27 protein-coding genes are annotated in these 24,130 nt (G+C 60.2%); 9 read left to right on the top strand and 18 right to left on the bottom strand.

All coding sequences use genetic code 11. The annotated features are described in order from the left end of the window. Nucleotides 1-83: 83 nt before the first annotated feature. The 7 genes from panB to hda all read right to left on the bottom strand — a co-directional run bounded on the left by panB (nt 84) and on the right by hda (nt 5,352). Nucleotides 84-938, bottom strand: a complete 855-nt coding sequence (gene panB, locus ACO1VH_RS05365) for a 3-methyl-2-oxobutanoate hydroxymethyltransferase (protein WP_486243206.1) — start codon at nt 936-938, stop codon at nt 84-86. Between the two features lie 2 nt (nt 939-940). Continuing rightward, entirely contained in the window at nt 941-1,582 is a 642-nt protein-coding gene (locus ACO1VH_RS05360) for a deoxynucleoside kinase (RefSeq protein WP_486243204.1), read from the bottom strand. A gap of 52 nt (nt 1,583-1,634) precedes the next feature. Further along, nucleotides 1,635-1,985 (bottom strand): DMT family protein, encoded by a 351-nt coding sequence (locus ACO1VH_RS05355; protein ID WP_486243202.1) that lies wholly within the window; start codon nt 1,983-1,985, stop codon nt 1,635-1,637. A gap of 27 nt (nt 1,986-2,012) precedes the next feature. Next, a complete protein-coding gene (gene folK / locus ACO1VH_RS05350; protein ID WP_486243200.1) occupies nt 2,013-2,501 on the bottom strand; it encodes a 2-amino-4-hydroxy-6-hydroxymethyldihydropteridine diphosphokinase in 489 nt (162 codons plus the stop codon). Between the two features lie 10 nt (nt 2,502-2,511). Beyond that, entirely contained in the window at nt 2,512-3,945 is a 1,434-nt protein-coding gene (pcnB, locus tag ACO1VH_RS05345) for a polynucleotide adenylyltransferase PcnB (protein WP_486243198.1), read from the bottom strand. 3 nt (nt 3,946-3,948) lie between these two features. Beyond that, complete coding sequence (locus ACO1VH_RS05340) at nt 3,949-4,620, bottom strand: histidinol-phosphatase (protein WP_486243196.1); 672 nt, start codon at nt 4,618-4,620, stop codon at nt 3,949-3,951. A gap of 63 nt (nt 4,621-4,683) precedes the next feature. Beyond that, nucleotides 4,684-5,352: a DnaA regulatory inactivator Hda gene (hda, locus tag ACO1VH_RS05335; protein ID WP_486243194.1), complete on the bottom strand. Its 669-nt coding sequence runs from the start codon at nt 5,350-5,352 to the stop codon at nt 4,684-4,686. A 248-nt stretch (nt 5,353-5,600) separates the two neighbouring features. Between hda and purM the strand changes: the two genes are divergently transcribed. Both purM and ACO1VH_RS05325 read left to right on the top strand, forming a co-directional pair. Beyond that, nucleotides 5,601-6,644 (top strand): phosphoribosylformylglycinamidine cyclo-ligase, encoded by a 1,044-nt coding sequence (gene purM, locus ACO1VH_RS05330; protein WP_486243192.1) that lies wholly within the window; start codon nt 5,601-5,603, stop codon nt 6,642-6,644. A gap of 89 nt (nt 6,645-6,733) precedes the next feature. Further along, nucleotides 6,734-7,438: a glutamine amidotransferase gene (locus ACO1VH_RS05325; protein WP_486243190.1), complete on the top strand. Its 705-nt coding sequence runs from the start codon at nt 6,734-6,736 to the stop codon at nt 7,436-7,438. 121 nt (nt 7,439-7,559) lie between these two features. Here ACO1VH_RS05325 and ACO1VH_RS05320 read toward each other — a convergent pair whose 3' ends face one another. The 5 genes from ACO1VH_RS05320 to ACO1VH_RS05300 all read right to left on the bottom strand — a co-directional run bounded on the left by ACO1VH_RS05320 (nt 7,560) and on the right by ACO1VH_RS05300 (nt 12,539). Next, the gene (locus ACO1VH_RS05320) at nt 7,560-9,596 is read right to left on the bottom strand and encodes a sodium:solute symporter family protein (protein WP_486243188.1); all 2,037 of its coding nucleotides are present in this window, start codon (nt 9,594-9,596) and stop codon (nt 7,560-7,562) included. After that, complete coding sequence (locus ACO1VH_RS05315; protein WP_486243186.1) at nt 9,580-9,906, bottom strand: DUF4212 domain-containing protein; 327 nt, start codon at nt 9,904-9,906, stop codon at nt 9,580-9,582. The genes ACO1VH_RS05320 and ACO1VH_RS05315 overlap by 17 nt, the downstream gene beginning before the upstream one ends. After that, a complete protein-coding gene (locus ACO1VH_RS05310) occupies nt 9,903-11,429 on the bottom strand; it encodes a sensor histidine kinase N-terminal domain-containing protein (protein ID WP_486243184.1) in 1,527 nt (508 codons plus the stop codon). Before ACO1VH_RS05310 ends, ACO1VH_RS05315 begins: the two co-directional genes overlap by 4 nt. Nucleotides 11,430-11,436: 7 nt before the next feature. Continuing rightward, a complete protein-coding gene (locus tag ACO1VH_RS05305) occupies nt 11,437-12,123 on the bottom strand; it encodes a response regulator (RefSeq protein ID WP_486243182.1) in 687 nt (228 codons plus the stop codon). A gap of 203 nt (nt 12,124-12,326) precedes the next feature. Continuing rightward, nucleotides 12,327-12,539, bottom strand: a complete 213-nt coding sequence (locus ACO1VH_RS05300; RefSeq protein WP_486243180.1) for a hypothetical protein — start codon at nt 12,537-12,539, stop codon at nt 12,327-12,329. A 462-nt stretch (nt 12,540-13,001) separates the two neighbouring features. On the opposite strand from ACO1VH_RS05300, the gene recA reads away from it, so the two are divergent. Both recA and recX read left to right on the top strand, forming a co-directional pair. Continuing rightward, nucleotides 13,002-14,105: a recombinase RecA gene (gene recA, locus ACO1VH_RS05295; protein ID WP_486243178.1), complete on the top strand. Its 1,104-nt coding sequence runs from the start codon at nt 13,002-13,004 to the stop codon at nt 14,103-14,105. 112 nt (nt 14,106-14,217) lie between these two features. Beyond that, complete coding sequence (gene recX, locus ACO1VH_RS05290) at nt 14,218-14,673, top strand: recombination regulator RecX (RefSeq protein ID WP_486243176.1); 456 nt, start codon at nt 14,218-14,220, stop codon at nt 14,671-14,673. A 149-nt stretch (nt 14,674-14,822) separates the two neighbouring features. On the opposite strand, the gene ACO1VH_RS05285 is transcribed toward recX, so the two are convergent. Next, the gene (locus tag ACO1VH_RS05285; protein WP_486243174.1) at nt 14,823-15,755 is read right to left on the bottom strand and encodes a histone deacetylase family protein; all 933 of its coding nucleotides are present in this window, start codon (nt 15,753-15,755) and stop codon (nt 14,823-14,825) included. Between the two features lie 257 nt (nt 15,756-16,012). On the opposite strand from ACO1VH_RS05285, the gene ACO1VH_RS05280 reads away from it, so the two are divergent. The 4 genes from ACO1VH_RS05280 to ACO1VH_RS05265 all read left to right on the top strand — a co-directional run bounded on the left by ACO1VH_RS05280 (nt 16,013) and on the right by ACO1VH_RS05265 (nt 19,588). Beyond that, nucleotides 16,013-16,891 carry a Stp1/IreP family PP2C-type Ser/Thr phosphatase gene (locus ACO1VH_RS05280; protein WP_486243172.1) on the top strand — a complete coding sequence of 293 codons (879 nt, stop codon included), beginning with the start codon at nt 16,013-16,015 and terminating at the stop codon, nt 16,889-16,891. A gap of 156 nt (nt 16,892-17,047) precedes the next feature. After that, on the top strand, nt 17,048-17,689 hold the full coding sequence (locus ACO1VH_RS05275) for an FHA domain-containing protein (RefSeq protein WP_486243170.1): 642 nt from the start codon (nt 17,048-17,050) through the stop codon (nt 17,687-17,689). Between the two features lie 224 nt (nt 17,690-17,913). Beyond that, the gene (locus tag ACO1VH_RS05270; protein ID WP_486243168.1) at nt 17,914-18,420 is read left to right on the top strand and encodes a pilin; all 507 of its coding nucleotides are present in this window, start codon (nt 17,914-17,916) and stop codon (nt 18,418-18,420) included. A gap of 61 nt (nt 18,421-18,481) precedes the next feature. Beyond that, nucleotides 18,482-19,588, top strand: coding sequence for a hypothetical protein (locus tag ACO1VH_RS05265; protein WP_486243166.1), 1,107 nt, complete (start codon nt 18,482-18,484; stop codon nt 19,586-19,588). Between the two features lie 47 nt (nt 19,589-19,635). Here the strand turns inward: ACO1VH_RS05265 and moaC are convergent, their stop codons facing one another. After that, complete coding sequence (gene moaC / locus ACO1VH_RS05260) at nt 19,636-20,154, bottom strand: cyclic pyranopterin monophosphate synthase MoaC (RefSeq protein WP_486243164.1); 519 nt, start codon at nt 20,152-20,154, stop codon at nt 19,636-19,638. A gap of 52 nt (nt 20,155-20,206) precedes the next feature. Between moaC and ACO1VH_RS05255 the strand changes: the two genes are divergently transcribed. After that, nucleotides 20,207-21,742 (top strand): beta-barrel assembly-enhancing protease, encoded by a 1,536-nt coding sequence (locus tag ACO1VH_RS05255; protein ID WP_486243162.1) that lies wholly within the window; start codon nt 20,207-20,209, stop codon nt 21,740-21,742. Nucleotides 21,743-21,801: 59 nt separating this feature from the next. Here ACO1VH_RS05255 and ACO1VH_RS05250 read toward each other — a convergent pair whose 3' ends face one another. Genes ACO1VH_RS05250 through ACO1VH_RS05235 form a run of 4 tightly spaced genes read right to left on the bottom strand, consistent with a single transcriptional unit; the run spans nt 21,802 to nt 24,130 of the window. Then, nucleotides 21,802-22,410 (bottom strand): DUF2946 family protein, encoded by a 609-nt coding sequence (locus ACO1VH_RS05250; RefSeq protein ID WP_486243160.1) that lies wholly within the window; start codon nt 22,408-22,410, stop codon nt 21,802-21,804. A 38-nt stretch (nt 22,411-22,448) separates the two neighbouring features. Then, entirely contained in the window at nt 22,449-23,459 is a 1,011-nt protein-coding gene (locus ACO1VH_RS05245; protein WP_486243158.1) for a YheT family hydrolase, read from the bottom strand. A 28-nt stretch (nt 23,460-23,487) separates the two neighbouring features. Next, the gene (locus ACO1VH_RS05240; protein ID WP_486243156.1) at nt 23,488-23,919 is read right to left on the bottom strand and encodes a YybH family protein; all 432 of its coding nucleotides are present in this window, start codon (nt 23,917-23,919) and stop codon (nt 23,488-23,490) included. A gap of 7 nt (nt 23,920-23,926) precedes the next feature. Continuing rightward, nucleotides 23,927-24,130 carry a zinc-finger domain-containing protein gene (locus ACO1VH_RS05235; RefSeq protein WP_486243154.1) on the bottom strand — a complete coding sequence of 68 codons (204 nt, stop codon included), beginning with the start codon at nt 24,128-24,130 and terminating at the stop codon, nt 23,927-23,929.

Here is a 24,130-nt window from a genome sequence, read left to right as displayed (position 1 = left end):
GCCGGGATGACCGGCTGAAAATAGAAAAGCGCCTCTGGGGCGCTTTTTTATTGGTGCATCGGTACGCATTTCGCATCAGGCAGTTAGAAGCAGTGCTCAGCCGCCGGGAAAGTACCGTCCTTGACTTCGCGAATGTAGGCGCGCACCGCACCTTCGATGCTGGTCTGGTCTTCCATGAAATTCTTGACGAAGCGTGCCTTGCGGCCAGGAAAAACACCGATGAAGTCATGCATGACCAGCACCTGGCCGGCGCAATCCGGGCCGGCGCCGATACCGATGGTCGGCATCGTCAGCGCATCGGTGATTTCCTTGCCGAGGCCGGCGGGAATTGCCTCCAGCACCAGCAGCGATGCACCGGCTTCCTGCAGCGCCAGTGCATCGGCCTTCATCTGTTGCGCGGCATCGCTGGTCTTGCCCTGCACCTTGTAGCCGCCGAAGCGGTTGACCGATTGCGGCGTCAGGCCCAGGTGTGCGCAAACCGGAATCTCGCGCTCGACGAGGAAACGTACGGTTTCGACAACCCACGCACCGCCTTCTATCTTGACCATCTGCGCGCCGGCCTGCGTCAATTTCACCGCGTTACGGAACGCTTCTTCCTTGGTCGGGTAGGAGCCGAACGGCATGTCGGCCAGCACCAGCGCCGTCTTGTTGCCGCGCGCGACGCTGGCGGTGTGATAGGCGACTTCGTCGATCGTTACCGGCAGCGTCGAATTGTGGCCCTGACAGACCATGCCCAGCGAATCGCCGATCAGCAGCGTCTCTACGCCGCAGCTGTCCATCAGCGACGCGAAGCTGGCATCGTAGGCGGTCAGCATCGTGATCTTTTCGCCTTTCGCACGCATCTCGAACAGTGCGGGAATGGTGACGGCCTTCGTGCGTGCCGAAGGTTTTTCCGGATTCGGTGCAGACGGATCGTTGGATTGCAGATAACTTGCCATGCTTATTCTCCGCGATTGAAAAATTCACGCTTGCCGCGCATGTCGGCGATACGCCTCAGCAGCAGCGCAAAATCCTCGTCGTTGTCGATGGGGTTCAGGTGCTCGGTGTCCACGATCAGCAGCGGCGCCGCATCGTAGTCGTAGAAGACGCGGCTGTAGCTTTCGCACAGCCGTTCGAGATAGGGTTCGGAAATCGCTGCTTCCATCGCGATGCCGCGTTTGCGGATGCGTTCCATCAGCGTCTCCGGCCGCGCCTGCAGATAGATGACGAGGTCCGGCACCGGCGCTTGCGGCCGCAGGTGATCGTACAGCTGCTGGTACAGGGCGAGCTCGTCGTCGGCCAGCGTCAGCCGCGCGAAGATCGGGTCCTTGTCGAGCAGGAAATCGGAGACGATGCGCGCATCGAACAAATCCGGCTGTGCCAGATCGCGCAGCTGGTTCAGGCGCTGGAACAGGAAGAACATCTGCGTCGGCAGTGCGTAGCGCGTGGCGTCGCGATAGAAGCGTTCCAGAAAGGGATTTTCCTGCGGCAGTTCCAGCAGCATGCGCGCGTTCAGCCGTTCGGCCAGCCGGCGCGTCAGCGATGTCTTGCCTGCGCCGATCACGCCTTCGACGACGATGTACTTGTATTTGTCCAGATCCATGAATGTATCGTTGCTGCCTGCCGTTGCGGTTGTTCGTCGCAGTTGTTCAATTTTACGAGCGGAAGATGAAATAGACGGCGCCCACCAGGCACAGTGCGGCCCACAGGTAATCCAGCTTGAACGGCTGCCCCATGAAGAACAGCGCGAACGGCACGAACACCGTGAGTGTAATCGCTTCCTGCAGGATTTTCAGTTGCGCCAGACTCATCTCGGTGTAGCCGATGCGGTTGGCCGGCACCTGCAGCAGGTATTCGAACAGTGCAATCCCCCAACTGAGCAGGGCGGCGATCCACCATGGCTTCGATGCCAGCCCCTTCAGGTGTCCGTACCAGGCAAAGGTCATGAAGATATTCGACAGCGTCAGCAAGCCGACGGTCTGGACGATGACGGGAATCTTCAGCATGGAGAAGCCTCGACGAAGTGCCTGGAATTAAGAAATCTTGCTGATCGCCTGATCGGCGACGTTTGGAACGTATTCGTGCGCGGGACCGAGACCGGGAATCGTGATGAACGGATCGATCTGCAGCAATGGAATCAGCACGAAGGCGCGCATTGCCATGCGCGGATGCGGCACCGTCAAGGTCGGCGTATCGATGCGGCGATCGCCGTACAGCAGCAGGTCCAGATCCAGCGTGCGCGGCGCGTTGGCGTAGGGACGTTCGCGGCCGTGGCGCTGTTCAATTGCCTGCAATGCCTGCAGCAGCGCTTCGGGTAGGAGCGAGGTCGTCAGTTGCGCGACGGCATTGACGTAATCGTCGCCGCCGGCATCGACCGGCGCGGTACGAAACAGCGACGATTGCGCGGTCACGCGCGCGCCGTCGATGTCTTCCAATTCACGCAGCGCGGTACGTACGGTCGCTTCGGCATCGCCAAGGTTGGCGCCGATGCCGATGTAGGCGACGGAAGAAGGTGCGGTCATTTACCGGCGATCATTCCGCTGTTGGCGCGTTGCCATTGCCGCCGTTTCCGCTGTTATTGCTACCGCTGCTGCCACCGCCGCTACCGCTACGTTTGCGTCCGCCGCGGCGGCGGCGCTTCTTGGCAGGAGCGGCTTCATCGGATGCGCCGGTTGTGCCGGATGCCTTCGATACCTGCGGTTTCTTCGCCAGCAGTTCTTCGCGGCCGGGGCCATCGGCATCGATGAAGGCCGTCCACCAGTCGCCGACTTCGCGGTCGATTTCGCCGGAAGCGCAACGCAGCAGCAGGAAATCGTAGCCGGCACGCATGCGCAGGTGTTCGAGCAGCTTGTACGGCGACTTGCCGGTGCGGCGCTCGAAGCGCGGCTGCATGGCCCAGATGTCGCGCATGTCAGAGGCGATCTTGCGTTGCAGTGCCAGCTTGTCAGTCTGTGCGTTCAGCACGTCGTCGGCAGCCAGATGCAGCGCCGGAATCGGATATTCGCCGGCGGCCTGGTAGGCCTTCCATTTTTCCAATACCTGATGCCACAGCAGCGCGGCGAACAGGAAGCCGGGCGATACCGGCTTGCCTTGCCTGACGCGTTCGTCGGTGGCATCCAGCGCGAGGCGCACGAACTTCTCGCCCAGCGGCTGTTCGAGCACGACGTCCAGCAGCGGCAGCAGGCCGTGGTGCAGGCCTTCCTTGCGCAGTTGCTGCAGGCAGGCGAGCGCGTGGCCGCTCAGCAGCAGCTTCAGCATTTCGTCGAACACGCGCGCGGCCGGCACGTTGTTGATCAGCGGCGCCATCACGGTAATCGGCTTGCGGGTTTCCGGCGCAATCGTGAAATCCAGTTTGGCGGCGAAGCGCACCACGCGCAGCAGGCGCACCGGATCTTCGCGGAAACGCGCTTCCGGCACGCCGATGATGCGCAGCGTGCGGTTGCGGATGTCGGCCATGCCGCCGTGATAGTCGAGCACGGTCTGCGTGGCCGGATCGTAATACATCGCGTTGATCGTGAAATCGCGGCGCGTCGCATCTTCGTGCTGTTCGCCGAAGGTGTTGTCGCGCAGTACGCGGCCGTGTTCGTCCTTCGGCGCGTCTTCCGCCGAGGCGCCGCGGAAGGTTGTCACTTCCAGCAGATCCTGGCCGAACATCACGTGCACGATCTGAAAGCGACGGCCGATGATGAAGGCGCGGCGGAACAGTTTCTTCACCTGTTCCGGCGTCGCGTTGGTGGCGATGTCGAAATCCTTGGGCTTGACGCCGAGCAGCAGGTCGCGCACCGCGCCGCCGACCAGGAAGGCCTTGAAGCCGGCCTGCTGCAGTGTGCTGGTGACGCGGATCGCGTTGTTCGAGACCAGCTTCGGATCGATGCCGTGTTCCTTTGCCGTCAGCACGACGGGTTGCGTGGCGTCGGCCGGTTTGTCCTTGGTGCCGAGAATGCGGCGGATGAGCTTGGTAATCATGGATCAGTCGTTGAACAGGCGGATGATCGGCCAGCCATGCGCCTGTGCGTGCGCGGTCAGCAGCGCATTGGGATTGGTGGCGACCGGATCGGTGACGATGGACAGCAGCGGGATGTCGTTCTGCGAATCGCTGTAGAAATAGCTGCGTTCGAAATCCTTGAGCGACAGGCCGCGCGCGGCCAGCCATGCGTCGGTGTGCGTGATTTTACCTTTGCCTGAGGTCGGTTCGCCGACCAGCTTGCCGGTGGGGCAGCCGTCGGCATCGAGTTCCGGCTCGGCGGCGATCAGATGTTCAACACCGAGTGCGCGCGCGATCGGCGCGGTGACGAAGCGGTTGGTGGCGGTGACGATGACGACCAGGTCGCCGGCATCCTGGTGCTTCTTCACCAGCGCACGCGCCGCCGGCAGGATTTTCGGTTCGATGACTTCGCGCATGTAGCTGAGCTGCCATTCGTCGAGCTGCTTGCGCGAGAACTGCGCCAGCGTGCCGAGCGCGAATTCCAGGTATTCGACCGGGTCCAGCGTACCGGCTTCGTACTGCGCATAGAAGGCGGCATTGCGGCGCGCGAATTCCTCGGGTTCGACGGCACCGCAGCGCGTGAGGAATTGCCCCCATTCGTAATCGGAGTCGAGAGGCAGCAGCGTATGGTCGAGATCGAAGAGGGCGAGATTCATCAAAGTGTTGCGTATGAAATAGGGTGTATTGCGTATTTTTTGTCTGAAATTATTGTCTGAAATTCAGTCATTGCGCTGCAGCAGTTCGCGCAGCAGCGGCAGCGTGATCGGTCGTTTGGTTTCCAGCGAGTAGGCGTCGAGCGCGTCGAGCAGGGCGGCCAGCGAGCGCATGTCGCGCGCGAAATGCGTAAGCAGGTAGGGTAACACGCCGGGCGAAAGCGCCAGCCCGCGTGCGTTGGCGGCTTGTGTCAGGGCGGCGATCTTGTCGTCGTCGCTCAGGCCGTGCACCTGATAAATGAGCCCCCAGCCCAGTCGCGTGCGTAAATCCTCGCGTATCGCCAGCGCGGCCGGCGCGACCGGGCCGGTCGTGACCAGACAGCCGCCCTGTTCGCGTACCTGGTTGAACAGGTTGAAGGCTGCAATCTGCGCATCGGGTGCGAGTTTGTGACAGTCGTCCAGCAGGTAGAGCAGGTCGCCGGCATAGTCGAAGGCGGCGAGCGGCGCGTCGCCATCCACATAGCGGACTGTGCCGGCCTGCATCAGCGCGCGCAGCAGGTGCGTCTTGCCGGCGCCGGCTTCGCCCCATAAGTAGACGAAACGTTCGTCGAGGCCATTCGGTGTGCGCTGCAGCAAACGTTGCATCAACTGCGCCAGTTCGGCGTTGGCGCCGACCACGAACGAATCCATCGTCTGCGGTTTCTCGGCGGGTAAATCCAGGAGCAGTTGCCTCATGCGGGGAAATTCTGAAAAGGTGCGGACAGGTTCTGCGGGCGGGCGGCGAGTGCCGGTTCGATCATGACGCGAATAAGGACCACAATAAGGTCGGAAATACGGAGAAGAGGGGCTCGATTTGCTAGAATATCGGTTTTCCTATGGCTTAGGCCACAGGCCGGATTATAGAGCGACATAAGCGTTATATGCAGTTATGTGCAGCAATCCGGCATCAACCGTCACATTTTACCTGTCGTTCAATCTAAATCATGAGCACTCCTTCCCAAACTTCCCTTTCCTATCGCGATGCCGGCGTGGACATCGATGCCGGCGATGCGCTGGTCGAGGCGATCAAGCCGTTCGCCAAACGCACGATGCGCGAAGGCGTGCTGGGCGGTCTCGGCGGCTTCGGCGCGATGTTCGAGATCGGCAAGAAATACAAGGAACCGGTGCTGGTGTCCGGTACCGACGGCGTCGGCACCAAGCTGAAGCTGGCTTTCATGCTGAACAAGCACGATACGGTCGGCATCGATCTGGTCGCGATGAGCGTCAACGACATTCTGGTGCAGGGCGCCGAGCCGCTGTTCTTCCTCGACTACTTCGCCTGCGGCAAGCTGGATGTGCCGAGTGCGACCGACGTCGTCAAGGGCGTCGCCAAGGGCTGCGAACAGGCCGGTTGCGCGCTGATTGGTGGCGAGACGGCCGAAATGCCGGGCATGTATCCGGACGGCGAATACGATCTGGCCGGTTTTGCAGTCGGTGCGGTCGAGAAATCGAAGATCATCGACGGCACCAAGATCAAGCCGGGTGACGTCGTGCTGGGTCTGGCATCATCGGGTATCCACTCGAACGGCTATTCGCTGGTGCGCAAGATCATCGAAGTCGCCAAGCCGGATCTGAACGCCGATTTCCATGGCCGCAAGCTGGCCGATGTGCTGATGGAGCCGACGCGCATCTACGTCAAGCCGCTGCTGGCGCTGATGGCGAAGATGGAAGTCAAGGGCATGGTACACATCACGGGCGGCGGTCTGGTCGAAAACATTCCGCGCGTGCTGCAGGACAACCTGACCGCCGTGCTGAACAAGGATGCGTGGACGCTGCCGCCGCTATTCCAGTGGCTGCAGAAGCACGGCAATGTGGCCGATTCGGAAATGCACCGCGTCTTCAACTGTGGCATCGGCATGACGGTGATCGTCGCCAAGGAAAATGCGGATGCCGCAATGGCCGAACTGCAGGCCGCCGGCGAAACCGTGATGCGCATCGGTGAAATCCGCGAGCGCGAGCAGGGACAGGCGCAGACCGTCGTGATCTGACGACGGACATGAAACGGGAAGAAGGCCGCAACGTCATCGCGTTGCGGCCTTTTTGTTTTGCAGATCGATTGAAAGAGGAAGAACGGAGCATGAAGACAGCAGTGGCGATACGCCATGTTTATTTCGAGGATCTCGGCATGCTGGAAGGCGTGCTGCACGAACGTGGCTATGCGATCCGCTACGTCGAGGCGCCGCTGGACGATCTTTCCGAAGCAAGCCTGGCGGATGCGGACCTGATGATCGTGCTCGGCGGGCCGATCGGCGCCTACGAGGAAGCCGTCTATCCCTTCCTCGGGCCGGAACTGGAATTGGTGAAGCGGCGTCTGGCGCAGGGCGGCCCGCTGCTCGGCATCTGTCTTGGCGCGCAGCTGATTGCGCGCATGCTGGGCGCCGATGTCTATCCGATGGGCGTCAAGGAGATCGGCTTTTCGCCGTTGCAATTGACGGAAGACGGCAGACAGTCACCGCTGGCTGCGCTGGATGGCGTGCCGGTGCTGCACTGGCATGGCGACCAGTTCGATATTCCCGAAGGTGCACGCCATCTTGCGGCCACCGATATCGGCCGCCATCAGGCCTTCATGCACGGGCGGAACGTGCTGGGTCTGCAATTCCATCTGGAAGCCGAAGTCGGCAGACTGGAGCAATGGCTGGTTGGCCATGCCAGCGAACTGGCGCAGGCCGGTTGCGATCTCGGTTTGCTGCGTATGCAGGCATCGCAATACGGGCCCAGGTTGCAGGCTCTTGCGGCCGATGTCATCGGCAGCTGGCTGGATGGAGTAACGTCACCTGCATGAAAAAGCCGCGCACAAGCGCGGCTTTTTTGGGTTGTTGAAGGCTTAATTGCATGCTGTATTCGCGGTTGTATTTGGATTGTGTCAGGATCGTATCGAACACAAATTGCTGCCGCATGCGCATTCAGGGTGCGCGCAAATCATGCAGCAGCGCATCGGTTTTTTCGTCAGGCGGCGTCAGCATGCTGGTGACGATCAGTGCCAGCATGCCCGCTGGTACGCCGAAGATGCCGGCCGAGATCGGCGCGATGTGGAACCATTGGCCGTCCGGCGAGCCGCCCAGTGCCGGATGCGTGCGCAACATGTAGAACACACAGACGGTAAAACCGACCAGCATGCCGACGATCGCGCCCTTGCGGTTTGCGCGCTTCCAGAAGACGCCAAGCGCCAATGCAGGAAACAGCGCGGAAGCCGCCAGCGAAAATGCTGCGCCGACCAGCGACAGGATGTCGCCCGGCTTCAGCGATGCCGCATAGGCGGCCACCAGCGCTACCATTAGCAGCAGCAATTTGGAAACGGTCACGCGCTTCTGTGTCGAGGCTTCAGGGTCGATGGTCTTGTAGTAGATGTCGTGCGACAGCGCATTCGAAATCGTCAGCAGCAGGCCGTCGGCGGTGGAGAGCGCGGCGGCCAGGCCGCCGGCGGCGATCAGGCCCGAGATCACATAGGGCAGGCCGGCAATTTCCGGCGTCGCCAGCACGACGATGTCGACGTCCATCACGATCTCGGCCAGTTGCACGACGCCGTCGCGGTTGATGTCCTGGATGTTGACCAGCGGATGCAGGCGATCGATGCCGGTCCAGTACGACACCCATTCCGGCAGCTTCGTGAAATCGGTGCCGACCAATGACGAATAGATGTCGTACTTGACCAACACCGCCAGCGCGGGAATCGTGATGTACAGCGCCATGATGAAGAACAGCGTCCAGAACACCGACGTGCGCGTCTGCTGCACCGATGGCGTCGTGTAGTAGCGCACCAGCACATGCGGCAGCGCGGCCGTGCCCAGCATCAGGCAGAACACCAGCGCGAGGAAGTTGTTGCGCTTGATGTCGGAGGCAGCCTCATCCTTGCCGGGAAAAGGTTCGGTATGGTGCGTCGGCGGCTTCGCCATATCCAGATAGTTGGCGCGATCGACCTGCCATCGTCGCCGCGCCTCGTCGACATCCTTCGGATAAGCGGCCAGATCGCGGCTGGTCTGGCGGATTTCCTGCATTTCGGCATTGCCGGCCTTCAGCGCTTCGAGATTGTGCTGGATTTCGGCGCGGCCGTTTTCCCACGATTCGGGCAGCGTCGCCAGTCGTTCTTCCAGATCGAGCGCGCGTTGCCGGTAGATGGCGCGCACCTCTTCTTCCTTCGGATCGGCGATCAGCACTTTCTCGCGTTCGCCCAGTTTTTCGATGGCCGAACCGTAGGCGATCGGCGGCACCGGGATGTTGGTGTGCTTTACCGACAGCCATACCACCGGAATCATGTAGGCGATGATCAGGATGATGTATTGCGCGACCTGCGTCCACGTGACGGCGCGCATGCCGCCGAGGAAGGAGCAGACCAGAATCGATGCCAGCCCGAGGAAGATGCCGACTGAAAAATCGACGCCGGTGAAGCGCGACGTGATCAGCCCCACGCCGTAGATCTGTGCCACGACATAGGTAAACGAAACGACGATGGTGGCGGCAACCGCGATGATGCGCACGGCATTGCCGCCGTCGGAACCGGCATAGCGCGCGGCCAGATAATCGGGAATCGTGTACTTGCCGAACTTGCGCAGGAAGGGCGCGATCAGCAGCGCCACCAGCACGAAGCCGCCGGACCAGCCCATGATGTAGGCCAGCCCGTCGAAGCCCCACAGGTAGAGGCCGCCGGCGAGGCTGATGAAGCTGGCGGCGGAAATCCAGTCGGCCGCCGTCGCCATGCCGTTGAAGATGCCCGGCACGCGGCGGCCGGCCACATAGTATTCGTGCATGTTTGACGTGCGACAGATGACGCCGATGGCGGCATAGATGACGATCGTCGAAAACATGAAGACGTAGCCGATCCACACGCGCGGAAAACCTTCGTGTTCGAGGATGGCGACTGCGAACAGGAACAGCACGAAGCCGAGCGTGTACCAGCCGTAATAGCGCAGCAGGCGGCGGAAGTATTTATCGTTGTTGTTCATGTTCGTCGCGATGATGGCGGTCGAGTCGGCGCATGCAGAGCGCGTAGATGCCGATGAGCGTCACGTAGATCAGGATGCTGCCCTGGGCTGCCATGAAGAACGAGATCGGCCAGCCGAACAGCGTGTAATGGGCCAGCTGGCGCGCGAAGAAGATGGCGATGAAAGTGACGACGAACCAGATCAGCAGCAGCACGAGTGTCAGGTGCGACGTGCGGCGCCAGTAGCGTGCATGCAAGAAATCAGGATCGCGATCGGCACGGCCGTCGGGATTGTCACGGATGTCACTGACGCCGCGAGTATCGTCTGTCATGGCATGTCGTCCGTTTCGGCGGCCGCATCGTGCAGCGGCAGGATCACGCGCATCAGGCAGCCTGGTAGTTTTGCGCCGGCGCAGCGCGGATTGTCGAGGATGACGATGTCGGCCTGATGCTGCAGCGCGATCTCGCGCACGATCGCCAGTCCCAGTCCGCTGCCTTCGACGCTGGTGCCGAGGATGCGGTAGAAGCGCTCGAAGATGTGTTCGCGTTCGTGCGGCGCAATGCCGGGGCCGGTGTCTTCGACTTCGAAGATGGCCCGCATGTCGTCCGTCCGCACACGTACGGTGGCGTGGCCGCCGGCGGGCGTGTAGTTCAGCGCGTTGTCGATCAGATTGTTCAGCAATTCTCGCAGCATCGTGCGGTCGCCGTTGACGACGATCGCTTCGGATGGGCCTTCGTAGCCGAGATCGATACGCCGCGCGAAAGAGGCCTGTATCCAGTCCTGTACGGTTTCGCGCGCCAGCTCCGCCAGGTCGAGCGGCAACTTCGGTTGTCGTTGTTGCGCTTGCGGACCCTGGTTTTCCACGCGCGCCAGCGCCAGCAGCTGGTTGATCATGCGGGTGGCGGAGCGCGAGCTTTTCGCCAGCTGCTCCAGCGATTTGTGGATTTCGACCTGATCGTCCTGGCGCAGCGCCAGTTCGGACTGCATGCGCATGCCGGCCAGCGGCGTCTTCATCTGGTGCGCGGCATCGGCGATGAAACGCTTCTGCATGCGGATGCTGTGCGACAGCCGCGCCAGCAGTTCGTTGAAGGAGCCGACCAGCGGCAGGATTTCCTCCGGCACGTGGCCGGAATCGATGGGGCTCAGGTCGTCAGGCCGGCGTTCGTGAATACGCTGCTGCAGTTCCGCCAGCGGCCGCAGACCGCGCGTCAGCGCGAACCAGACGAGGATCAGCGCCACCGGCAGGATGATGAATTCCGGCACGATCACGCCCTTGATGATCTGATTAACCAGTTGCGAACGCTTGTCCAGCGTCTCGCCGACCTGCACCAGCGCCAGTCGCGGCTCCAGGCTCAACTGCGGTTCGACGCGTGTCTTGTGCAGATCGACATAGGTGTAGGCGATGCGCACTTCAGTATTGCGGATGAAGTCGTTGCGGAATTGAGTGGACCACGGCGGCGGCGTTTCGGCGTCTTTCGGCAGCGGCATTTCCGGATCACCGTCGACCACGGCGCTGTGCGCATCGCGAATCTGGAAATAGACGTTGTCGATATCGTCGGCGTGCAGGATGTCGCGTGCCGAGCTGCTCAGGCGCGTGATGACGCGGCCGTCCTGTTCCTTGATCTGCTGGGCGACGGCGGTCAGCTTGTCTTCCAGCGCGCGGTCGAACGGCTCGTTGGCGATCGAGCGGGCGACGACGTAGGTGATGGCGATGCTGAGCGGCCACAGTAACAGCAGCGGTACCAGCATCCAGTCGAGGATTTCGCCGAACAGCGAGCGCTGCGTGCGGCCGCGGGACGATGCCGATGATGCGTCTGCATCAGCTGTCGTCGCCTCCGTGCGGGTTTCTGGCATGGGCGGATCAGGCCGGCGGTGCGGGTTCGGAGAATTTTTCGAGGCAATAGCCGAGGCCGCGCACGGTGGCGATGCGCAGCCCGCCGACTTCGATCTTCTTGCGCAGGCGATGCACGTAAACCTCGATGGCGTTGTTGCTGACTTCTTCGCTCCATTCGCACAGGTGGTCGACCAGCTGTTCCTTGGATACCAGACGGCCGCTGCGTTGCAGCAGCACTTCCAGCAGACCGAGTTCGCGCGCTGACAGATCCAGCATCTGATCGTTGATATAGGCGATGCGGCCGACCTGATCATAGGACAGCGGGCCGTGACGGATCACCGTCGGTCCGCCGCCGGCGCCGCGTCGCGTCAGGGCGCGCACGCGCGCTTCCAGTTCGGAAAGGTCGAACGGCTTGGCCATGAAATCGTCGGCGCCCAGATCGAGGCCGCGCACGCGCTGCTCGATCGAATCGGCAGCGGTCAGGATCAGCACCGGCAAGTGCGAATTGCGGGCGCGCAGGCGTTGCAGCACTTCCAGCCCCGACAGTTTCGGCAGACCCAGATCGAGGATCAGCAGGTCGAAATCCTGCGTGGACAATACCGAATCGGCTTCCAGTCCGTTCTTGACGCAATCGGTGGCATAGCCGGACTGACGCAGGGAACGGGTCAGTCCATCGGCCAGAACGGCATCGTCTTCGGCAAGCAGGATTCGCATGGAGAGGGTGAGGAAAATGTTGCGTTGTAGTCTATTGGGTTTCGACAGGGGCGGCAACCGCGGGACGGCAGTCGTCCTTTTTCGGCAATGAAGGGCCGACAGCCGTCTACTGGCGCGACAGGTCGGCGTCATCTAGCACGCGAGGCAGCTAAACGAGCGAGCCAACAGTAATGAAGACGTGGTCCGCCGTGCGACGAACAGCCTCAGGGCTTTTTCGGATCCAGCACTTTTACCGTGCGCCAGCGAAAGTTGTCGTTATCCGCAGGTATCCATTGTCTGCACCAGAGATTGATGCATTCCTGCCCTTCGGTTCCCGGCGCGACCGCAAGGAAACTTTCCTCGTCGTAGTGCTGCACTTCAGATCGTTGCCAGGTCTGGCAGAACTTGCAGCGGATTTCTCCAAAACCCTTCTTCATCGCGTCGTCCGGCTATTACTGAAATGAACAAAATTGTCTGATATGCATAGTGCTATGTCCACTATGCATCGATCAGGATAAACGAGGCTATACCTCGTATTTCCCTAAATGGAATAACAGTACTACATCCAATTCACCGAAGAATCTCTGAATCATTTGATACGAAAACTAACGATTTTCAATCATCAGATGTCAGGTTGCAGTGAGCAACGTGGGAATTTGCTTCCATATGGTTACTGCATATTGGATGGAAAGAAGTGGCGGGTAGTAAAGGGACTCAACGATAGGTCGACGGAAATCGATAACGACCCCAGATAGTTCTTATGAGAAATATATTTATTCTTCCGAATTTGCCGAATCGTCAAAAGACGCTTGCACAAAGCACTGTTTTTTTATACAGTGCCGTCTGTGGCCCCGAACATCGTGTAGCCGACCACTCCAACTTACTGCCGAAAGACTTTCATGGACGACAAGAAACTCGCACAGAACGCTGAAAAGAGCAAAGCCCTGGCCGCCGCGCTGGCGCAAATCGAAAAGCAATTCGGTAAAGGCTCGGTCATGCGCATGGAAGATGGCGCCGTGGTCGAGGAGGTACAGGTCGTATCTACCGGTTCGCTGGGTCTGGATATCGCACTGGGCGTGGGCGGCCTGCCGCGCGGCCGTATCGTCGAGATCTACGGCCCGGAATCGTCCGGCAAGACCACGTTGACGCTGCAGACCATCGCCCAGATGCAGAAGCTCGGCGGCACCTGCGCCTTCATCGACGCCGAGCATGCGCTGGATGCCACCTACGCCAAGAAGCTCGGCATCAACATGTCCGACCTGCTGGGCTCGCAGCCGGATACCGGCGAACAGGCGCTGGAAATCTGCGACGCGCTGGTACGCTCCGGCGGTATCGATCTGGTAGTCATCGACTCGGTCGCCGCGCTGACGCCGAAGGCCGAAATCGAAGGCGACATGGGCGATTCGCTGCCGGGTCTGCAGGCACGACTGATGTCGCAGGCGCTGCGCAAGCTGACCGCCAGCATCAATCGCACCAACACGCTGGTCATCTTTATCAACCAGATCCGCATGAAGATCGGCGTCATGTTCGGCAATCCGGAAACCACGACCGGCGGTAACGCATTGAAATTCTACGCATCCGTCCGTCTCGATATTCGCCGTACCGGTTCCATCAAATCCGGCGACGAGGTGATTGGCAACGAAACCCGAGTCAAGGTCGTCAAGAACAAGATCGCGCCGCCGTTCCGTGAAGCGCATTTCGACATCCTGTACGGAGAAGGCACGTCGCGCGAAGGCGAGATTCTCGATCTGGGCGCCGACAACAAGGTCGTCGAGAAATCCGGCGCCTGGTACAGCTATGGCAGCGACCGTATCGGCCAGGGCAAGGACAATGCGCGCAATTATCTGAAGGAGCATCCGGAACTGGCGCGCGAAATCGAGAACAAGGTGCGCGCTTCGCTCGGCGTGCCTGAACTGCCTGCCGTCAAATCCGACAAGTCCGATGAAGCGCCGGTGAAAAAAGCCGTCGCTGCGAAGGAAAAGGAACTGAAGGAAGTCGAGTAAGACAGGTGTGGCGTTCGGCTGACGATATTGCCGTCGGCCGAATCGTTCGTACCGAGCCGACTTATTCCGCTGCCGATCTTTCTCCCAGCTTCTTCAAGCGCCCGCGTTTTCCATGGCTAAACTACAAATCAGCCTGAAAGCCCGGGCGCTTCGTTATCTGTCGGCACGCGAACACAGCAGGCTGGAATTAGGGCGCAAGCTGGCGCGCTATGCGCAGGAAGGCGATGACGTCGAAGCGCTGCTGGATGCGTTGGAAGCGGCTAAGCTGTTGTCGCAGGAACGTTTTTCCGAATCGCTGGTACGCCGTCGCGCAACGCGTTTCGGCAACAGCCGCATTCTTTCCGAACTCAAGAGCCACGGCATTGCCGTCGATGCGGTAGCCGGCATCAAGGCCGATCTGGAACAGGACGAATCCGCGCGCGCGCGCGAAGTGTGGAAACGAAAGTTCGGTACCTTGCCGCAAAATGCCGATGAGCGTGCGAAGCAGATGCGATTTTTGATGCAGCGCGGGTTTTCCAGCCGGGCGATCCGGGATGCGTTGCGAGGAGACGTCGACGATGACGAGTGATCGTAGGCTGGCACGATGAATGCAGGGAAAAACTGAAAGCTTGAACAGGATTTAAAAAGATTGAAAAGAAAAGGGCGAGGAATTCCTCGCCCTTTTTCTTTTCTTTATGGATGCCGCCTGTTTGTACGAAGCGGCGTTTGTTTTTCGTCTCAGTGATTCATCAACGCCTTCACATGCACGGCCGTGCTGGAAGCCAGGCCTTCGAGGCTGTAGCCGCCTTCCAGAATGGAAACGATACGGCCATCGCACACTTCGTCGGCAATCTTCATCAGTTCGCGCGTGATCCAGTGGTAATCGTCATCCTGCAGATTCAGGCCGGCCAGCGGGTCCAGATGGTGCGCATCGAAGCCGGCCGAGATGATGATCAGCTCCGGCTTGAAGGCACGGATCGCCGGTAGCATTTCGGCAGCGATGCGTTCGCGGAACATCGCGGAATCGCAGCCACGCGGCAGCGGCACGTTGACGATGTTGTGCGCGGTGCCGGTCTCGTTCTTGGAACCGGTGCCCGGATAGAAGGGCGACTGGTGGCTGGAGGCGTAGAACAGCTCCGGCCGATCGTAGAAGGCGGCCTGCGTGCCGTTGCCGTGATGGACGTCGAAATCGACGACGGCCACGCGGTCCAGCTTGTGCACTTCGTGCGCGTAGGCAGCAGCGATTGCGGCCTGGTTGTAGATGCAGAAGCCCATCGCGCGGTTCGGTTCGGCATGGTGGCCGCAGGGGCGGGTTGCGCAGAAGACGTTATGCGCCTGCTTGTCCAGCACCGCGTCGACGCCCGCGCAGGCCGCGCCCACGCAGCGCATCACGGCCTCCAGCGAACCCGGCGACATCACCGTGTCGCCGCCGTCCAGCGGCATGGTGCCGCGCACCGGCGATGCGTCTTCGACGTCATCGACGAAATCCTCGGTATGGATCAGCAGCACCTGTTCGCGTGTGCCCATCGGCGCGTCGCGCCATTCGGCCGCTGCAAACTCCGGCGTGCGCAAGGCCTTGACGACGGCTTTCAGGCGTTCCGGCGATTCGGGATGGCCGGAGCCGGGCTTGTGGTCCAGGCAGGCTTCATGGGTATAGATGAGTGTCGTCATAATTGTTATCGACGCGGCGCGGCCGGCATCGTCTCCGTAAATAATCAAGGCAGAACCGGGCGCGGGGCGCACCGGCATGACTGTCCATTATAAGGGCCGCCATCCGTGATGGGCGAAGCTGCGGACGAGCAACCGAAGGCGTCGCCGCAGGCAAGGAAAAATGGCCGGTTGGCGGCCAATCGCGCGATAATCCGCCTGTCGCCGCCGTCATCCAGGCGCCGGTTATCGGGACCATAGGCCAGACCCATCCTCCATCTATGACGCATCACGTCGCTCTTCAGTTCGCCGCCAGAACCGATACGGGACTGGTGCGCGCGCACAACGAGGATGCGGTCGCCGTGAGCGCTGGACACGGCATTGCCGTGCTCGCCGACGGTATGGGCGGCTACAACGCGGGAGAAATCGCCAGCGGCATCGCCACGGCGGTCGTCGTCGCGGAACTGGAGCGGCAGCTGTCGCAAACAAGGGGCACGGCAGGTGGCGCGGAAACCGGCAAGCGCCTGCGGCAATGGATGACGGATGCCGTGCTTGCCGCCAATCGGCAGATACTGGAGACGGCGCGTGACGAGCCGCAGTACAGCGGCATGGGAACGACGCTGGTCGCCGCGCTGTTCCGCCACGACCGGATCGTACTTGCCCACTTGGGCGATTCCCGCTGCTATCGCTTCCGGCAGGGCGAGCTGCGCCTGCTGACGCGCGACCACTCCCTGCTGCAGGAACAGATCGACGCCGGACTCGTCAGTCCCGAGTGGGCGCGCTATGCGCCGAACAAGAACCTGATCACCCGTGCGCTGGGCGTGGCGCCACAGGCCGATGTGGAAACCAACGATTACCAGATCGAAGCCGGCGATGTATACCTACTGTGTTCGGACGGATTGTCCGATATGCTGACGGACGCGCAACTGGCTGCGATGCTGGCCGATCCGCATGTGACGCTCGAGCATCTTGGCGATCGCCTGGTGGCGGCGGCCAACGGCAATGGCGGACGCGATAATATTTCCGCCATTCTCGTCAGGATCGACGCCGCCGGCACAGCGATGGCGCGCGGCCGCTGGCCGCAGTTGAATACTTGGCTGGACAAGATGCGGGCATTCCGCGCTATTCGTCCCATTCGGGCGACCGACGATCGCGAGTGATTATCGTGACCGATATAGCTAGATGCGGCGAATGTTATGCAATGAATGATGCGGAAAGCGGTGCGCAGCAGCATCGGATTGCGCCACGCATGAAAATTGCTTGAATCGGGCAGCGGCTGCATCGATGCGCCGCGCAATGAATAACGTGAAAGAAAAATGGCCACCATCATTCTGGCAAAAGACGGTATCGATCTGCAGGTATTCCCGCTACTGAAAGCACGCACCACCATCGGACGTCGTACCTATAACGACATCGTCATCGACGCGCCCGGCATCAGCGGCGAGCACGCCGTGCTCGTCATGTCGCTCGACGGCGTGTATTTCGAGGATCTCGACAGTACCAACGGTAGTCAGCTCAACGGGCAGCCGGTTCGAAAGCACTTTCTGCACGATGGCGATGTCATCGAACTGGCAACGCATGCGATCCGCTACCGTGCCGGCGAAGACATGCCGGTCAATAGCGTGTCGGTGAAGATGGAGACCTATTCTGCCGATCTGCGCCAGACCACCATTCCGTCGCACGTGCTTGCCGCAGGCAAGTCGACAGCCTTCATCCGCATCCTGAAGGGCGTGGGCGCCGGCAAGGATATCCCGCTGGTCAAGACAATGACCACTGTCGGCCGTCCAGGCATCCAGGTCGCAGTGCTGACGAAGACACCGCAGGGCGTGAGCCTCACGCACGTCGAAGGCAAGGTGCCTGCGCTGGTCAACGGCCAGTCCATCGGCAGCGGCACCCGCATGCTCGCCAGCGGCGACCTGATCGAAATGTCGGGCGCGGAGATGGTGTTTCTCTGCTGATTGCGTTCCCCAATCCTTGTTAAGGAAGCGCTAAATCGCGCATGCGGGCATGCCGGTAATGGTCAGCGACTGACAAAATTGGGCACTATGGGATGTCGGATTGTTAAATTTTTGTCGGTTTTTTTAACAAATCCGTGAAAAATCGTATGAATTTCGGCTGGCACAGCGATTGCTCAATGGAGCGCAGGGTGGAAACCTCTGCCTACTTCCAACAGGAGAGATAGATGAAATCGATGAAAATGATGAAGAAGGCCCAGCAGGGCTTTACGCTGATCGAACTGATGATCGTTGTGGCGATTATCGGTATTCTGGCTGCTGTGGCGATTCCGGCTTATCAGGATTACGTTGCGAAATCTAAATTTGCTGCTGCTCTTGCAGAGATTGCTCCAGGTAAGATCGGATTTGAACTAGCTGTTAATGACGGCAAAACTCCTAAAACCGCTGATCAGGTAACGGATGAAACTACTGAAGCTAGTGTTGGTGTTCAGTCTTCGAATACCAATAGCACTATCACCGTTACTGCCGCTACTGCTACGGAAGGCGGTTCTATGGAAGCCACGATCGTGGGTGGACCAACAACGGTGGCTGGGAAAAAGATTACTCTTTCTCGCGATGTTTCAACCGGGGCATGGACTTGTGCAACTGATGCTGACGCGAAGTATGTGGGTAATTCGGGCTGCACGAATGGCGGTGGCGGTGCAACTCCAGCACCCACTCCTACGACACCGTAATCGTTGACACAATAAAAGAGACTGCTTCGGCAGTCTCTTTTATTTTTTGGCAAAAGATAATATGGATACAAGCCAAACAATGGCTAGGCTATCAGTTGTGCTGCCAACTGAAATCCCTCGTCGTTATCTATTTGGACGAGCATGGGATTTCTGGTTACTAGGCGGCGGATCGTTGATCGTTTTGCTTGCGTTGTATCTGGCTTTTCAAGAAAAGGGCCGTGGATTTTCTCTCGCAATGACGCTGTTTCTCGCGAATTTCGTCAATCATCCGCATTTTGCGCATTCCTATCAGATGTTCTATCGCGATTTCGGCAACAAGCTGACGCGATATCCCAAGGCATTGCGTATCCGGTATTTTGTTTCCGGCATTGTTGTTCCACTCGTTCTCATCATATTTTTTGCGCTGACAGTTGTTTCGGAAGCAGTGCGCCTGTTGGGCATTGCTGCCAATCTGATGTTCTTTCTCGTGGGCTGGCATTACGTGAAGCAGGGCTATGGCATGGCGATGGTCGATGCCGTTTTGAAGCGAGCTTTCTATACGGAGCAGGAGAAGAAAGGCCTGTTGCAGAACGCCTATGCAGTTTGGCTGTTTTCCTGGTTGCTGGTGAATTATCTGGCGGGAGGCAAACAGGGAAGTTATTTTGATATTCCTTATTTTGTGATTCCAGTGTCCGTGATGGTGCTGACAATAGGCGGAGTCGCATGTGTATGGACCAGTTTGCGTGTCATATATCTGTTATGGAAACGGCGAGGCACAAACCAGTCGATTGCATGGAACGGTTTGCTGGCGTATAGCGTCAGCCTGTATGCGTGGCTGCTAGTGCGTGACCCATTCATGCTGTTGTGGATTCCGCTGTTTCACTCTCTTCAATACATGGCCGTTGTCTGGCGGTACGAAATCAATCGCAACAAAGCGCAACCTTCATCGGCAAGACCGGCTTTGCGGTTTGCACTGTTTTCAATTATCGGTTTCGGCCTAGGTTATTTGGGTTTCTGGTTTCTTCCAGAATGGTTGAACACCAATATTTCCTATTCGAAGGAATTATTCGGTTCGTACTTGTTCATGTATATATTCTGGATATTCATCAATGTGCATCATTACACGCTCGATGCCGTTATGTGGCGCAAAGGTAATCCGGATGTGCAGGCGCATTTGTTCACGCATTAAATAAAAAACGCCTCAATCGAGGCGTTTCTATTGGATGAAGTTTAAAGTCAGGCGCTCCAGTCACCCGACTTGCCGCCATGCTTTTCCCGCACCCGAATCTCGCTCATCACCATTCCGCGATCCACCGCCTTGCACATGTCATAGATCGTCAGTAACCCGATCTGCACGGCGGTCAGCGCTTCCATCTCCACGCCGGTCTTCCCGAAGGTTTCCACCTGCGCCCTGCAGTCGATACTGGATTGTGCCTTGTCGATCGAAAAATCCACCGTCACCCGTGTCAATGCCAGCGGATGGCACAGCGGGATCAGATCGCTGGTGCGCTTGGCGCCCATGATCGCTGCAATGCGTGCGATGCCGAGCACGTCACCTTTCTTTGCCGTGCCGGATTCGATGATGGCCAGCGTTTCCGGTTTCATGCGGATGGTGCCGGTGGCGACGGCGATGCGGTGGGTCTCGTTCTTGCCGCCGACATCCACCATGTGCGCCTGGCCGGAAGCGTCGAAATGGGTAAGGCCGTCGTTGGCGGCTGCGGGATCGGATTGCGGGGCGGGTTTCTTGATTGTCATGATGCAGAAGTGCGGACTGGAACGATTGCGGTGAGCGGGTATCATAGCACCCGTGAAAACGAAATCGATTCCTTCCTGCTTGTATCTGCTGTCGGGGCTGGCGCGGCGATTGGCTGCGGCGGCAATGCTGGCCGTTTTCACGTTGCAGGCGGTGCCGTCGTTTGCACAGGGCTTGCCCAGCCTGGGCGATACCGAGCGCGAGGAGCTGTCGCCCATCATGGAACGCAAGCTGGGCGAGCAGATCATGCATCAGTTGCGGCGCGATCGCGATTACATGGACGATGCGCCGGTGCAGGAATACCTGAACGATCTGGGTGCGAAACTGCTGGCCGTACGGCCCGATGCGCGCGGCGAGGCGCAGTACGATTTTTTCTTTTTCGCGGTACGCGATCCGGTGCTGAATGCGTTCGCCTTGCCGGGCGGCTTCATCGGCGTGCATTCGGGTCTGATTCTGGCGGCGCAGAGCGAATCGGAACTGGCGTCGGTAATGTCGCACGAGATCGGCCACGTGGCGCAACGCCACATTGCGCGGATGCTGGGCAAGCAGAAACAGGATGCGCTGATCCCGCTGGCGAGCCTGCTGCTCGGCGCGTTGGCGGCGACGGCAAGTCCGGATGCGGGGATGGCCGTCATTGCCGGCGGGCAGGGATTGGCGGTGCAGCGGCAACTGAACTTCAGCCGCGATGCGGAGCGCGAGGCGGACCGTGTCGGCCTGGACATCATGCGCGATGCCGGTTTCGAGACGGCCGGCATGATCAATTTTTTCGGTCGTTTGCAAAAGGCATCGCGCGGCTATAACGATTCGGCGCCGGCCTATCTGCGTACTCACCCGCTGACTACCGAGCGTATCGCCGACATCGAGGCGCGTACGCGCGACCTGCGTTATCGCCAGCATGCGGACAGCCTGGATTTTTCCATCGTGCGGGCGCGCGTGCGTGTGCTGCAGAATCCGTCCACGCAAGGATTGATCGACGCCGAGGGCGCATTCAAGCGCCAGTTGCAGCAGCGCACGCGGCCTGACGTGATTGCCGCCAATTACGGGCTGGCTTTCGTGGCGCTGCGGCAGGGCAATGCGGCGAAGGCGCAAACCTATCTCGATCAGGCGCGTGCCGCGCTGAAGAGCGGTGCGCCGTCGAAGACGGAAGATCCGATGCTGGCGAGCCTGGTGATCGATATCCGACTGGCTGCGAAGCAGTTTCCCGAAGCGGTGACGGAAGCGGACGCCGCGCGCAGACGCTTCCCTCTTTCGCGCGGCATTGCGGGGCAATATGCCGATGCGCTGTTTGCGGCAGGGCGGTATGACGATGCCTCATCGTTCCTGCGCGATCAGGTGTCGTTGTATCGCAGCGAGCCGAAACTGTACGATCGGCTGGCCAAGGTCTATGCAGCGCTGAACAAGGATGCCTTGCAGCACATGGCGCTTGCCGAAGCCTATGCGTTGCGTGGCGGTTTGTCTGCGGCGATCGATCAGCTGGGTATTGCGCGACGCGCATCGGATGCGACGTTCTACGATCAGTCGATCATCGATGCGCGCGAGCGTGAATTGAAGGCGCAGCGGCTGGAGGAATTGCAACAGGAAAAAGGCTGACGCATCGCCTGCGTTGTTTGTCCATTGTTTCCCGTTGTTGCGTTATGCGCGCATAAAAATCAGTTTCCCGGGCGCGGTTTTTTCAAGAAACCGAAGCGGGCAGAGACGTCATGTTCTGCAATAAAATCGAGCGGTACATTTTGGCTATCCAACTGTAGTGCCAATGATGGACGTGTCGTATCGTTTGTTGTTGCAGATGCCATCCACGCATTCAGATCGTCCTCCGATGCCGGCCTGCCATTCCGGCATAATCTATCCAGACACTCCGCCAGATCGCGATCGTCCAGCAATGCGATTCGTCCTTCATCCCGTAGAAACAGCCTGCCGTTTTCTGTCAGCCAGGCTGCATCGGGATGGCGCATCGGCGCATCCGTATGTAGTACGAATCCTGATGGGGTGATGCGGACGATAAAAGGAGCCGCTTCCAGATCGACATAGACACGCTGCGGACCGTTCTGGAAATACCAGCGACCTTCCGCGTCATGCGTGTAATTGCGCTGGATGAAGCCGATCAGCGTCGGTTGGGTGATGCGTTCGCCCGGCAAATTCTGCAGTTGCGCCTGTTCATTGCGCATGCGCCAGTTGCCGCGCGCATCGAGGGCGAGCCAGCCGTAGCAGTGCGGCACGTTCGGCCATTTCGCCATTGCCCGTTTGACGATGCTATCCATCGATGTCATCCATGAGCGCGGCTGGTCGTGTGGTCCGGTCAGCGAGCAGCTTGCTGCAGAAAACCGATCAGGCGTTGCGGCAGCCAGTCCAGTCGACCGGGAAACGGCGCGGTGGCGAAGCCGACATGGCCGCCGTGTTCGGGCTGTTCCAGCGTGACGGCGGCGGAGGCCGACGTCGGCAGGTAACGCGCCGGCAGGAAGGGATCGTTGCGCGCGTTCAAAACCAGCGTCGGCACGGTGATGTCGTCGAGCACGTACTTGGCGCTGGCGCGGTGCCAGTAATCGTCGGTGTCGCGGAAGCCGTGCAGCGGCGCGGTGACGGCGTTGTCGAACGCGTACAGGTCGCGCGAATTCAGCATGGCGTCGCGATCGAACAGGCCGGGGAATTGCGCGAGTTTTTCCAGGCACTTGGGCTTCAGCGTGCGCAGGAAGGATTGCGTGTAGATGCGGTTGAAGCCGCGTCCCAGCGCTTCGCCGCCGCCGGCCAGGTCGAGCGGCGCGGACACCGCGCAGGCGGCATCGACGATTTCCGCGTGATGCTGCGATTCGCCCAGCCAGCGCAGCAGTGCATTGCCGCCCAGCGACACGCCGGTCGCATAGAAGCGGCTGGCGCCCTGCGCGCGCGTCATCGGCACCAGTTTCCGCAATACCCAGTCGATTTCCTGCGCATCGCCGGAATGGTAGAAGCGAGGCGAACAGTTCAGTTCGCCCGAGCAGCCGCGGAAATGGACGACGGCGCCGTTCCAGCCGAGCGCGGCGACATGTGCCATCAGTGAGCGGGCATAGTGGCTGTCGGACGAACCTTCGAGGCCGTGGAACAGCACGACGAACGGCTTGCCGGTCGCGCCGTCGACGAAATCGAGATCGATGAAATCGCCGTCCGGCGTATCCCAGCGTTCGCGGCGATAGAGGACCGGCGGTTTGGCAAGGCATTTGGCCGGGTAGATGGTCTGCAGGTGACCGCCGGGCAGCCACCACGGCGAGTGGTAACTGCGCGATGCGGCGGACGTATCAGGTTCGAATGCGGCGGGGGAACAGGCTGAAGTCATCGATGCATGTCATCGGCGAGCACGGACGTCAGTGCAGCACGGTGGCCGGGCCGCGTTCGATTTCCGGCTTGCCGGGTGCGACCGAGGCGTGATGCACGACGATGCGCCAGCCGAGCGGCGTTTTCACGTAGACGTTGGTGGCGATGATGTGGATGTCGCGCTGCCGGCCTTCCGGCGTGCTGACCGATTCGATCAGGTTGTGCACGGCGCTCATCATGTTCTGCGAGGCATGCACCTGCACCGGATGGATGTGCACGCCGCCGCGCGTGAAGATTTCTTCCCACGAGGCGCGGATGGCGGCGTAGCCGATCAGGCGCGAACCGTCGGGGTGGATGCAGACGATTTCCTCGTCTTCCGCCCACAATTCCATCAGGGCGTCGAGGTCGGCGCGGCCGATCGCGTCGTACAGCGCAGCCTCGATGTCGTCCGCGGTGCCGAACTGTTTGCGCGCGCCGGCCATGATGGTCTTAGTGGCCGTGGACGACGGTGCCCGGCTTCAGGCGATATTCGGTGCCGCAGTACGGGCACTTGGCTTCGCCGCCGTGCGACATGTCGAGGAAGACGCGCGGATGCGAGCTCCAGACCGGCATGGCCGGATTCGGGCAGTAGGCCGGCAGATCCTTGCCTTCGAGTTCGATGGCGGCGGTCGAGTGTTGCGTTGCTGCAGTCAT

The sequence above is a fragment of the Oxalicibacterium sp. genome, assembly GCF_057353965.1.
The sequence above is the reverse complement of the archived record's forward strand: the minus strand, read 5'-3'. Positions and strand labels throughout refer to the sequence as shown.